This is a genomic window from Anabaena lutea FACHB-196, assembly GCF_014698305.1.
GTDB classification, from domain to species: Bacteria; Cyanobacteriota; Cyanobacteriia; order Cyanobacteriales; family Nostocaceae; genus Anabaena; species Anabaena lutea.
This window is the reverse complement of record NZ_JACJST010000003.1, coordinates 288,561-302,688: the sequence shown is the minus strand read 5'-3', so window position 1 is coordinate 302,688 and position 14,128 is coordinate 288,561. Positions and strand designations below refer to the sequence as shown.

5 protein-coding genes are annotated in these 14,128 nt (G+C 39.0%); all 5 read left to right on the top strand.

Translation table 11 applies throughout. From position 1 onward, the window contains the following. Nucleotides 1-61: 61 nt before the first annotated feature. The 5 genes from H6G59_RS05580 to H6G59_RS05560 all read left to right on the top strand — a co-directional run bounded on the left by H6G59_RS05580 (nt 62) and on the right by H6G59_RS05560 (nt 14,116). Nucleotides 62-928 carry a TauD/TfdA family dioxygenase gene (locus H6G59_RS05580; protein WP_190712223.1) on the top strand — a complete coding sequence of 289 codons (867 nt, stop codon included), beginning with the start codon at nt 62-64 and terminating at the stop codon, nt 926-928. Between the two features lie 89 nt (nt 929-1,017). Then, complete coding sequence (locus H6G59_RS05575; RefSeq protein ID WP_190712221.1) at nt 1,018-7,017, top strand: type I polyketide synthase; 6,000 nt, start codon at nt 1,018-1,020, stop codon at nt 7,015-7,017. Further along, nucleotides 7,014-8,441, top strand: coding sequence for a condensation domain-containing protein (locus H6G59_RS05570; protein WP_190712219.1), 1,428 nt, complete (start codon nt 7,014-7,016; stop codon nt 8,439-8,441). Before H6G59_RS05575 ends, H6G59_RS05570 begins: the two co-directional genes overlap by 4 nt. A 42-nt stretch (nt 8,442-8,483) precedes the next feature. Continuing rightward, complete coding sequence (locus tag H6G59_RS05565) at nt 8,484-9,518, top strand: TauD/TfdA family dioxygenase (RefSeq protein ID WP_190712217.1); 1,035 nt, start codon at nt 8,484-8,486, stop codon at nt 9,516-9,518. Between the two features lie 23 nt (nt 9,519-9,541). Further along, entirely contained in the window at nt 9,542-14,116 is a 4,575-nt protein-coding gene (locus H6G59_RS05560) for a non-ribosomal peptide synthetase (protein WP_190712215.1), read from the top strand. Nucleotides 14,117-14,128 lie beyond the last annotated feature (12 nt).

Genomic DNA, 14,128 nt, shown 5'->3' with positions numbered 1-14,128 from the left:
CAATTATGATTTTGGTTAAGTCAAAAAATACCAATCAATTAAATTCGGGATTCTGAGTATAATGATGGAAACTCATACATTATCAAATAGTAGTGCAAAACTAATTCACAACAATAAAGAACAATCAATTTCTCAACTACCCATTCCAGACACATTAGAGAGTTTTAAAACCTTTGGTGTTGTACTATTCCGAGGTTTTGGAGTTGATTATCAACAAATGAAGAATTTCGCCGAAAAATTCAGTTCCAGATTTGTCTTAGATAAAGACAGACCAATAGTTGATCCACGCAATAAATATGTCACTCTAGTAGACCCAGGAATGCACTATGTTAGCCCCCATTGTGAGAATGCTAACTCTCCATTTCGTCCCGACGTAATCTGGTTTTGTTGTGGGGTACCAGCTGCCCAAGGTGGTGAAACGTTATATTGGGATGGTATCAGAGTATGGCAAGAATTGAGTGAGGAATTGCGACAATTATTTATTTCTAAAAAAATTAAATTCTTACAAAAATTTCCTGCTGCTGACTGGAAGCGTTTTCTAGGAGTTGGTGCTACTGTAGCTGATGTTAAACGCACCCTCAATGGTATTCCCGGATTAACCTACAATATCAACGAAGATCAATCTATTTCTATAGAATATGTTTGCTCGGCTGTAGTTAAGACTAAATATGGTAATCAAGACGCATTTGCTAATAGTTTAATTGCTGAATATAAAAATCCTAGAGGAGTAGTTACTTTTGCCGATGGTTCAGCTATTCCATCCACAGTAATCAACCAAATTCAACAAGTAATGAATAATTTAACTGAAGTAATACCCTGGCAAGCAGGTGATTTAGTGATGATTGATAATTCTAGATTTCTCCACGGTCGTCGCTCATTTACTGACAAAAATCGGAGAATTTACTCTCTCCTGAGCTATTTAAAATAATTCTCAAAAACTCATCCTTCTCTCTGCGACTCTGCGCCTCTGCGTGAAAAAGAAAAAATATATTTTAAACTCAACCCAAGCGAAAGAAAATGGGTAACACAAATATTGACGAATCAATGGAAGGAATAGCAATTATTGGTATATCAGGGCGGTTTCCTGGAGCTAATAATATAGAAGAATTTTGGCACAACTTACAAGCTGGAGTAGAATCAATTTCTCGGCTGACAGATGAAGAGTTATTATCAGCAGGTGTTTCTCCTAGTTGTTTAGACGATAGTAACTATGTCAAAGCCGGCGGTGTGTTAGAAGATATTGATTTATTTGATGCTGCATTTTTTGACCTTAATCCTAAAGAAGCAGAAATTACCGATCCACAACACCGTCTATTTTTAGAATGTGCTTGGGAGGCTTTAGAAACTGCTGGTTATGACTCTAATAGATGTGAAAGTCGGATAGGAGTTTATGCTGGTGCTAGTTTGAATAATTATTTATCATTTGACTTAAATAGTGACCAATTTGGATCTGCACAATCTTATCAAAAATTAATTGGTAATGATAAAGATTTTCTGTCTACCCGTGTTTCTTACAAATTAAATTTAACTGGCCCAAGTCTAACTGTGCAAACAGCTTGTTCTACTTCATTAGTAGCAATATCTCTTGCTTGCCAAAGTTTAATTAATTATCAATGTGATATGGCTTTGGCGGGAGGGGTTTCGATTCGAGTTCCTCACAAAACAGGTTATTTGTATCAACCAGGCGGAACTTTATCACCTGATGGTCATTGTCGTGCTTTTGATGCCCAAGCCCAAGGTATAACTGTTGGTAATGGTGTGGGAGTTGTTTTGCTCAAGCGGCTAGAGGATGCGATCGCAGATGGCGACCATATCTATGCAGTCGTTAAAGGTTGGGCAATTAACAATGATGGTTCAATGAAAGTTGGTTATACAGCCCCTAGCGTTGATGGACAAGCAGAAGCGATCGCTGAAGCCATCATGTTAGCCGGGGTTAAACCGGAAACTATCAGCTATATTGAAGCGCATGGTACGGGTACAACTTTAGGCGATCCCATTGAAATTGCAGCTTTAAGCAAAGTTTTTCGCTCCAGCACAGACAAAAAAGGTTTCTGTGCCATCGGTTCTGTGAAAACAAATATCGGTCATCTAGATGCAGCGGCCGGAGTCACAGGAGTCATTAAAACAGCTTTAGCTCTGAAACATCAACAAATACCACCTAGCTTAAATTTTACAGAACCTAACCCCCAGATTGATTTTGACAACAGTCCTTTTTACGTCAATACAAAACTGACCCAATGGAAACCAGAACTATCTCCCCGTCGTGCGGGTGTCAGTTCCTTGGGAATAGGGGGAACAAATGCTCATGTAGTATTAGAAGAAGCACCAATTATTGAGCAGGGGTGCAAGGGTGCAGGGGTGCAGGGGAAAAAGCATAAATTATTGGTACTTTCTGCTAAGACTGAATCTGCATTAGACACAGCTACCGATAATTTGGCGCAACATCTTAAACAGCATCCTGAATTAGATTTAGCGGATGTTGCTTATACACTGCAAGTAGGGCGCAAAGAGTTTAATCATCGTCGTGTCTTGGTGTGTGAGGATATTGAAGATGCCATCAATACCTTAGAAAATAGAACTTCTCAACGAGTTTTCACTGCTGATCAAGAATCATGCGATCGCCCGATTACCTTCATGTTTCCAGGACAAGGTAGTCAGTATGTCAACATGGGCAAAGAACTCTATCAAACAGAATCAATCTTTCGTGAATCTGTAGATCGCTGCTGTTTAATACTTAAACCTCTATTGGATTTAGATTTACATACAGTCATCTATCCCAGTGAAGCTGACACAGAAACTGCACAAGAAAAACTCAAACAAACATCCCTCACCCAGCCAGCATTATTTGTCATTGAGTATGCCTTAGCGCGGATGTGGATGTCTTGGGGCATTTCTCCCAGTGCAATGATTGGTCATAGCATCGGAGAATATGTAGCTGCTTGCCTTGCTGGTGTGATGTCCTTAAAAGACGCATTAACTCTTGTTGCCATGCGTGGGCGATTAATGCAGCAATTACCCAGTGGGAGTATGCTGTCAATTCCCCTCCCAGAAGCAGAGGTTAAACCCTTATTAAACGAAAACTTATCTTTAGCTGCGAGTAATGCACCATCTTCCTGTGTAGTCTCAGGAACCCATGCAGCGATAGATGAGTTGTCTGAGCAACTATTAGCCCAAGGGATAGAATGTCGCCGTCTACATACTTCCCATGCTTTCCATTCTCAGATGATGGAACCGATTTTGCAGACATTTATCGCCGAAGTTAAGAAAATTACTTTAAATTCACCGCAAATTCCCTTTATTTCCAACCTCACCGGCACTTGGATATCAGCACAAGAAGCTACTGATGCGAATTACTGGGCAAGTCATTTACGGCAAACAGTGCGGTTTGCAGATGGTATCTCTGTGTTACTGCAAGAAGCAAACCGGATTCTTCTAGAAGTAGGGGCGGGGCGGACTTTATCAACCTTTGTCAAACAACAAGCAGGAATAACTCAGCAGCCAATACTGCCTTCCTTACCACATCCCAAGGAAGAACCAGCAGATGTTTTGTTCTTGCTAAATACACTTGGTCGTCTCTGGTCTTTGGGAGTATCAGTAAATTGGTCTAACTTTTATGCTTCTGAGCGCCGTTATCGTATTCCTTTACCTACCTATCCTTTTGAGCGTCAAAGTTATTGGATAGAACCCCAGAGAAAATCTAGTCACTCTCCTACTACCAACCAGAAAAAGCCCAATATAGGAGACTGGTTTTATATACCAGTTTGGAAACAAGCGATTCCCCTTTGGGGACGCTTCGCAAACGCACCCCAACCTGAGAAATGTAAAAAACAGGTGTTGCTATTTGCTGATAATTGCCAAGTAGGTACACAAATAGTCAAACGTTTAGAAAGTGAAGGTAACAACGTTGTTACTGTTTGGCAGGGAGGGCAGTTTAACAAACTGAATGATAGTGAATATACTATCAATTCCAGCCAGCCTGATGATTATGATTCTTTAATCGAAGAGTTGCAATTTTTTGGGCAAATTCCAGATACTATCCTCCACCTCTGGAGTATTACACCAACTGAACAAACAACATCAGGAATTGAGTATTTTGAAAATTGCCAAAACGCAGGTTTTTATAGTCTGTTATTCCTGGCACAGTCTCTTAGTAAACAAAATATTACTCAACCTGTAGATATCTTGGTCGTAACCAATGATATTTACGACGTGACAGGTTTGGAAAAATTAACTCCAGAGAAAGCAACCGTCTTAGGAATGTGTAAAACCATTCCACAAGAGTATGCAAATATTTCCTGTCGCAGCATTGATATTGTCATTCCTGCTGCTGGAACTGTTGCAGAAAACCAACTATTAAACCAACTTCTAGAAGAATTAAATACTAGAGAATTTGAGAGTTTAATTGCTTATCGTGGTCATCATCGCTGGGTGCAAACTTATGAACCACTACAGCTAGATAACGACCAACCGCCCAAACTGCGGCAACAAGGAGTGTATCTAATTACTGGTGGTTTAGGTGGTATCGGTTTGGAAATTGCTGAATATTTATCCAAGACAGTACACGCAAAATTAATATTAGTTATTTCTTCAAATTTCCCTCACCAAAATGAATGGGAAGAATGGCTGGAAAACCATGACGGACAAGATAAATTCAGCATTAAGATTCGCAAATTACAGGAACTAGAACAACTGGGTGCAGAGATTTTGACCTTGAGTGCTGATGTAGCCAATGCAGCCCAAATGCAAACCGTTATTACTCAAGCTATAAATCATTTTGGTCAAATCAATGGCGTGATTCATGCTGCTGGAATTAAGCTATTTAGAACAGTTCAAGAAATAACTAGAAGTGAATGCGAACAACAACTTAAAGCTAATGGTCATGGACTGTTAATTTTAGAAACAGCGTTGCAAGGAATAGAGCTTGATTTTTGTATTTTGGTTTCCTCCTTATCATCTGTTTTAGGTGCATTGGGCATGGCAGCTTATCCAGCAGCCCATCACTTCACTGATGCTTTTGTTTATAAACATAACCAAACAGGCTCAACACCTTGGCTGAGTGTGAATTGGGATAACTGGTTAACCAGTCAATTGGTTACAGAATTGGCGAATAAACCAGAAATTTCTACTGAATTGTTCATCAAAAATCAAGAAGGTGTAGAAGTATTTCAACGAGTCTTATCTTTAAATAAAGTCAACCAAATAGTTGTCTCAACAACAGATTTACAAGCCAGAATTGAACAGTGGATTAAGCCTTCAGAAATTATCAATCAACCTAATTTATTAACATTACACGCCAGACCACACTTACAAAATAATTATGTTGCTCCCCGCAACGAAATAGAGCAAACTATTGCTAACATCTGGCAGGAAATTCTCGGCATTGAACAGGTAGGAATTGAAGATAACTTTTTAGAATTAGGGGGTGATTCTTTACTCAGTATTCAGATTACTGCTAGAGCAAACAAAGCAGGATTGCGATTTACTAATCAGCATTTGTTTGAATACCCAACTATTGCCCAATTAGCAGAAATAGCAGGTAGAACGCAAACAGTTTTAAGTGAACAGGGAATAGTAGAAGGAGAACTGCCTCTGACACCGATTCAACACTGGTTTTTTGAGCAGAATTTAGTTGATGCACACCACTGGAATCAAACAGTAATTTTAGAAGTGCAACAATTTCTGGATTCAGAATTATTGCAACAAGCGGTTCAATATTTACTGATTCACCATGATGCTTTGCGTCTGCGTTTTATCAAAGAAGCATCGGGTTGGCAGCAAATAAATGCCAGTCCTGATGAAGTTGTACCTTTTAAAAAGATAGATTTATCAGGACTGTCACCACAACAGCAAGAACAGACATTTGAGGCATCTATTCAAGAGATCCAAAACAGTCTCAATCTTGCTTGTGGACCCCTAAAGCGGGTTGCCTTTTTTGACTTTGGAACTCATCAACCAAGTAGAATATTGTTTGCGGTTCATCACTTGGCCATTGATGTTGGTTCTTGGCGAATTTTGCTGGAAGATTTGGAAACTGCATACCAGCAACTCAGCCAAGGAAAAGTAATCAAGCTACAGCCAAAGACAACTTCATTTAAACAATGGGCAGCGCGGTTAACTGAATACGCCCAGTCAATAGAGTTACAAAGAGAACAGGTTTATTGGTTAGCCGCAGAACGTGACTGGGTAACACCTTTGCCAGTAGATTATCCAGAAGGTGCTAATACTGTAGCCTCTGCTGAGACTATTTCTGTAACCTTGAGTGTGGAAGAGACACAAGCACTACAGGAAGAAATTGCTGCAACTTATCGAGTGCAAACCGATGATATTTTACTTGCTGCTTTAGCAAAGGCATTTAGTACATGGACTAGTAAACAATCATTGCTAGTTGACTTAGAGGGAAATGGCAGAGACGTAATTTTTGATGATGTTGATTTATCTCGTACAATAGGCTGGTTTACTAATATTGCCCCCATGCTTTTAGATATTGGGGAGAGTGAAGAAACTGGGAAAATTTTAAAGCAGGTAAAAGAGCAACTCCGTAGTTTCCCGAATCAGGGTTTGGGTTATGGTGTGTTGCGGTACTTGAGTGGTGATGAAATTATTACCGAAAAATTGCGTTCTTTACAACCAGCAGAGGTACTTTTCCTTTATCTTGGCAACTTTGAACAAACTTTACCTGAGTCTTCTTTATTAAAAGCGCCAAAATCAAGTGGTTTATCTCGCAGTTCTCGCGCCCAACGCAGCCATCTCATAGAAATTAATGCCTTCATAGTCCAAAACCAACTCAAAATTGATTGGATTTATAGCACAAATGTCTATCGTCAAGAAACAATTGCCAGGTTAGCTGAAGATTTTAAAACAGCACTGCAAGCATTAATTACTAACATTCAGTCTTCTTCATCCAAAAACTTTACACCTTCCGATTTTGCGGAGTTTAAGTTAAGTCAATGGAATCAAGACGACATTGATAATATTTTGGCAGCCATTAATCAAGTTATCAATTATCAGACACTATGAACACCATTGAAGATTTCTATCCGCTTTCACCAATGCAGCAGGGCATACTCTTTCATACTCTTTCTGCCTCAAAATTCAAAATGTATTTCCTTCAGTTTGGCTGCACAATCTGCGGAGATTTTCATACTTTAGAGTTTAAGAATGCTTGGCAGCGAGTAGTAGAAGAATACCAGATATTAAGAACTTCATTTATTTGGGAAGGTTTAAAAGAGCCTGTTCAGGTGGTACACCGAGAAGTAAAATTACCTTGGGAGGAACTAGATTGGCGAGGCTTAGAAAGTCAAGAACAACAGGAGCGTTTACAAGCATTTATAAAAGCAGATCAGGAGCAAGGCTTTGAACTTGCTCAAGTACCACTAATTCGTTTTACGTTGATTCAGCTTACTGAAAAAGACTACCAATTTATCTGGAGCTATCATCATTTACTAGCAGATGCGTGGTCTGCATCATTAATATTAAAAGCAGTATTTGAATATTACAACGCATTTATTCAAGGTAAAGAATTAAATTTAGAAAATCCTCGCCCTTATCGTGACTACATAGCTTGGCTACAGCAGCAAGACTTGTTAAAAGCAGAGATGTTTTGGCGACAATGGCTCAAGAACTTTACTGCTGTTACTTCTTTAAGAAAAGACCAAAAAATCAGCAGTGTAGACAGTCAAGACGGTAGTTACAATCAACAGTTTATTCAGCTATCAACCGCAACAACAGCAAAATTACAGTCTTTAACTCAGCAACAACAGTTAACGCTCAACACCTTAGTACAAGGAGCTTGGGCTTTGATATTGAGTAGTTATAGTGGTAAAGAAGATGTTGTTTTTGGAGTTATTTGTTCTGGTCGTTCAGCGACACTACCAGAGATTGATTCTATGGTGGGTTTATTTTTCAATACTTTGCCAATGCGGGTACACATCGAACCGGAAAAAGGCCTTGTCCCTTGGTTAAAGCAACTGCAAGTGAAACAGGCTGAAATGCAACAGTACGAATTTAGCCCACTCGTAAAAATCCAAAGATGGAGTGACGTACCTCTCGGTTTGCCTTTATTTGATACCACCTTAAACTTTCATAACTATCCTCTAGATGTTGCCTTACGGGAAGGGCAGTATCAGAATTTCAAACTTGATAATTATTGGTCTTTTGCTAAAGTCAACTATCCCTTATGGGTAGAAATATTTTCAGGTCAGCAATTATTAATACGTATTACTTATGATAGTTGCTGTTTTGACACAGATATGGTCAATGGGATTTTAAAACAGTTTGAAAGTATTTTATGCACAATGGTGACTCAACCTCATATTAAACTCGATGCTCTGAAAGCAATTATGAATGAAGTGAACAAAAAACAACAAATTGCCAAGGAAGAAAAGCTGAAAGAAGCTCGCTTGGAAAAATTCAAAAAATTGAAAAAACAAAAAGTTAGCTAAAAATAACAGCAAATAAAATTGCACAATTTTGATGATAAAAAGATGAAAAAAAAGTTACCTGATCGTCAAAGACAAGCTGTGACTTTATCACGGCAAGAATTAATTAAATCCGAACCATTACAGGATAATAGGCTTCTACCTTTGTTGATTCAACCAACGGTAGAAAATTTGAATCTCTTAGGTTGGGCTAAAAGTAACCTAGATGTTATTGAAAGCAAGTTATTACAACATGGCGGAATATTATTTCGTAATTTCAAAGTCAATGGAGTAGCTGACTTCGAGCAGTTTATCAAAGATGTTTCTGGAACTGTGCTTGAATATCGTGAACGTTCATCACCCAGGAGTTTAGTTAGTGGTAGTATCTACACTTCCACGGATTATCCTGCTACTCAAAGTATTTTTCTACATAATGAAAATTCCTATCAGCATACTTGGCCTTTAAAAATATTTTTCTTTTGTATCACACCTGCACAACAAGGTGGAGAAACATGGATTGCTGACGTTCGCAAAATTTTTCAACATATTGATCCGAAAATTAGAGAACGTTTTGAACAGAAAAAGGTAATGTACATCCGCAACTTTGGAGAGAGATTTGGTTTACCTTGGCAAACAGTATTTCAAACCAATAACAAAGAAGAAGTTGAGGAATACTGCCATATTCATGGTATTGATTTTGAGTGGAAAGATGGTAATCGCCTCAGAACTCGCCAAGTTCGACAAGCTGTGATGAAACATCCTCAAACCGGTGAAGATATCTGGTTTAATCATGCAGCTTTTTTTCATGTATCAACTTTAGAACCAATGATCAGAGATGTTTTATTGTCAGAGTTTCCAGAAGAAGAACTCCCAAATAATAGTTACTATGGCGATGGTTCACCGATTGAAGTTTCTGTTTTGGATCAAATTCGTGAAGCTTATCGAAAAGAAACAGTCATTTTTCCTTGGCAACAACGAGATATTTTGATGCTGGACAATATGCTAGTAGCACATGGACGAGCGCCATTTATAGGGACAAGAAAAGTTGTAGTAGGGATGTCTGAACCCTATTCTTATTGTGGCAAAAACAACAATATATAGCACCAATACAAGGAGAAGTTGAGATGGTACAAGCAACAATTAAGGGTTTTCAGATTTCACCCCAACAAAGGCATCTATGGTTATTACAGCAAGCTCAGACAATACCTTATCTTGCCCAGTGTGTTGTGCAAATTGATGGCAATCTCAATCCAGAAATTTTCAAGAAATCAATAGAGAAGATCGTCAATCGGCATGAGATTCTTCGTACCTATTTTGACTGCTTACCTGGTATGGAATTTCCCATGCAAGTTATAAATATTAGTAGTATTCCTTTGATTAATAACCATGATTTTAGTCATTTAGATTTCCATCAACAGCAAGTAAAAATTGAAGATTTGTTTGAGGATGTAGGAAAACAAACTCTTAAGCTTAAACAAGATTCACTTTTGCATTTAGATTTAATTAAACTTGCATCTGACAAATATATATTGATTTTGAGATTACCTGCTCTTTGTGCTGATAAAATGAGCATGAGCAACATAGTTCGTGAAATGAGTGAATTATATGCAGCCTATTCCAATGGTGAGGAATTAATTAATGAAGATGAAAAAATACAGTACGCTGATATTTCGGAAATTTTAAATGAATTAATTACATCAGAAGACACAATAGCAGGTAAAGAGTATTGGTTTAAACAAGATATTTATGATTCTCTTGATCTAAAACTGTTGTTTGAAAACAATCAGAATAGTAAGCCAGAATTTTTACCAAAATCTTTGCTTTCATTAGTTGATTCAGAATTAACAGTAAAACTCAAGGCGATCGCATCGGAATATAATAGTTCAATTTGCGGAGTTATTTTAACTTGTTGGTTGATTTTAGTTGGACGTTTGACAGGAAAATCAAACCTAATCATTGGTACAGCTTTTGATGGTCGGGAATATGAAGGACTCGAAGAAGCATTAGGTTTATTTGCCAAGTATTTACCACTCCAATGTGAGCTAGAAGAAAATTTGCAATTTAGCGAATTATTGGAAAAAGTCAATGCTTTAACTTGTGAATTAGGTGCATGGCAAGAATACTTTGCCTGGGAAGAAATTAACCAAACAACAAATAATCAGAAAATAGCTATACCATTCTTTCCCCTTTGTTTTGAATTTGCAGAACAGCCGGAAACATACTCGATTGGTAATGTCTCTTTTTCTATCTGTAAAAGTTATGCAAATATTGATAGATTTAAATTAAAACTTGTCTGTGTTTGTAGAGAGGATGGGCTGAGTTTAGAATTTCATTATGATAGTCATGTTTTCTTAAGAGAAGAAATTCAACTGCTGGCAGAACGGCTGGAAACACTACTAAATAGTGTGGTGAAAAATAGCAATAGTGCCATTGCGGAGTTTGATATTTTGAGTCCTACCGAGCGGGAGCAATTATTATTTGAATTTAACAACACGAAAACCGTTGAACTAGCCTATCAATGCGTTCATCACTGGTTTGAATCTCAGGTAGAATCTACGCCCGATAAAATTGCGGTTGTATATGCAAATCAACAATTAACCTATAGTCAACTCAATCAAAGAGCTAATCAACTCGCCCATCACTTGCAAAAACTAGGAGTCAAGCCAGAAGTGTTGGTAGGGATATGTGTTGAGCGATCGCTTGATATGGTGGTGGGAGTGCTAGGTATACTCAAAGCGGGTGGAGCTTATGTACCCATAGATCCAACATATCCCAAAGAGCGATTAGCTTTTATTTTGGAAGATACCCAAGCGGCCGTATTGCTAACACAGCAACGACTATTAGAAATTTTGCCTCAACATCATGCTCAAGTCATCTGCTTAGATAGAGATGAGGAAAAATTTGCATCAAATCAGACTTTATCGAATCCCAGCAGCAAGACAAATTCTGAGAACTTAGCCTATGTTATCTACACCTCTGGTTCTACAGGTAAACCCAAAGGAACATTAATCACCCACAAAGGACTAGTCAATTATTTAAGCTGGTGTACCCAAGCTTATCAAGTCAACCAAGGAAACGGAACTATAGTTCATTCTCCTTTGGGGTTTGATTTAACAATTACCAGTCTTTTTTCTCCTTTGCTGGTAGGTTCTCAAGTAGAGCTACTTCCAGAAAATCAGAGCATCGAAAGTCTGAGTAATGCACTACACCGTAGTTCTAACCTCAGTTTAGTTAAAATTACGCCGGCTCATCTCGAACTACTCAAAGGACAATTCTCGCCTTCAGAAGCAGCAGGCCGGACACGGGCATTTATCATCGGTGGAGAAAACCTACTAGCTGAAAACATCAGCTTTTGGCAAAATGCGGCTCCCGATACCATGCTCATCAATGAATATGGCCCAACAGAAACCGTAGTTGGTTGCTGCGTTTATCAAGTACCAACGAAACAACATCACTCCGGTTCAGTTCCCATTGGTAAACCTATTGCTAACACCAAGCTTTATGTACTAGACCGACATGGACAACTAGCGCCTATTGGTGTGGCGGGTGAATTGCATATTGGTGGATTCGGACTTGCTAGGGGTTATTTGAACCGCCCTGATCTGAGCAATGAGAAATTTATCCCCAATCCCTTTAGCACAGAACCAGGAGAGCGCCTTTATAAAACTGGTGACTTAGCTCGTTATCAATTAGACGGAACTCTTGAATACCTTGGACGTATTGACGACCAGGTAAAAATTCGCGGCTTTCGTATTGAGTTAGGAGAAATTGAGGCGGTACTTTCTCAAGCTCCAGAGGTAGAAGATGCTGTAGTGGTAGTTAGAGAAGATATCCCAGGAAACCAACGGTTAGTTGCATATATTGTTTTTCACCAGGAATCGCCCTCCTCTATTAATCAGTTAAAAGTATTTCTCCAGCAAAAGCTACCTGATTACATGATTCCTTCAGCTTTTGTGTCATTAAATAAATTGCCACTCACCCCCAACGGTAAAGTTGATCGGCGAGCATTACCAGCACCAGACAAAGTTAGATCCGCACAAACTTACGTTGCACCACGCACCCCCGTGGAAGAGATTTTAGCTACTATCTGGACTGAGATACTTGGTCTTGAGCGAGTCAGCATTGATGATAACTTTTTAGAACTGGGGGGAGATTCTATTCTCAGTATTCAGGTGATTACCAAAGCCAAGCGGGCTGGTCTACAGCTTACCCATCAGCAAATTTTTGACCACCCGACAATTGCTGAATTAGCGACAGTAGTCGGAAGTAACTTGACTATTCATGCTGAACAAGGTTTGATAACTGGGACATTGCCCTTAACACCGATTCAGCATTGGTTTTTTGAGCAAAATTTGCCAGATCCACATCATTGGAACCAAGCAGTTCTACTGGAAGTAAATCAAGCACTTGATCCAGTTCTTTTGGAGAAGGTGTTAGATCAATTATTAGAACATCACGATGCACTACGTTTGCGGTTTGAATGCTCTGAATCTGGCTGGCGGCAGGTGAATGCTAACTTAGATCAGGCGATCGCGTTTACTGTGGCAGATTTATCAATGCGATCGCCAGAACAGCAAAAACTCATCATAGAGGAAACCACAGCAAAACTACAAGCCAGTTTGAATCTATCCCAAGGTCCACTTGTACAAGTCGCCTTATTTGATCTGGGACAGCAACAAACAGCCCGCCTGTTGATAATTATCCATCACCTAGCAATGGATGGTGTTTCTTGGCGGATTTTACTAGAAGATTTGCAAACCAGCTATCAACAACTTCAGCAAGGACAGAAAATAGATTTGCCTCCTAAGACAACTTCTTTTATGTACTGGTCTAAGCAGTTGCCAGGGTATGCCAATTCCACCTCACTACAACAAGAATTGAACTACTGGTTAGCTTTACCTCAGCAACAACCAACAATGACCGTAGACTTTATGAGAGGAATGAATACAGAAGCCACGAAAGCAACTGTATCACAAAGATTGAGTGTGTCAGAAACTCAAGCTCTGCTCCAAGAATTGCCAGTAGCTTATCGCACACAAATTAATGATGTCTTGCTAACAGCATTAATGTATAGTTTTAAACAATGGACAGAACAGACCTCACTGCTGATAGATTTAGAAGGTCATGGTCGTGAAGATATTTTTGAGGATGTTGATTTATCCCGCACCGTAGGCTGGTTTACCACTATTTTCCCAGTCCTGTTAGATATAGGAAATACTGCTGATCTCTCAGATGCAGTGCAGAAGGTCAAAGAGCAATTGCGTGGTATTCCCAATCGTGGCTTCGGTTATGGTGTATTGCGTTACTTAAATCACCAATTACCAGCACCACCACAGCCGCAGGTAATATTCAATTATTTAGGACAATTTGACCAAATACTGCCCAACTTGTCTTTATTTAGTCCAGCTAAAGAATCAATTGGCGCAACTCATAGCCCACTAGGAAATCGCTCTCATTTGCTGGAAGTAGAGGGAATGGTGATCAATGGTCAGTTGCAATTGCAATGGTCTTATAGTACGAACTTACATCGTCAAGAAACAGTGGAAAAATTGGCTGAAGGTATGGTGGAAGCATTGCGATCGCTAATTGTCCACTCTCAAACTACTGAAGTCAATAATTATACTCCAGAAGATTTTCCTGATGCAGATATCACTCAAGACCAACTTGATCAAGTTTTTGCAGAACTCGCTTTAGATTAATATCCAAATCTG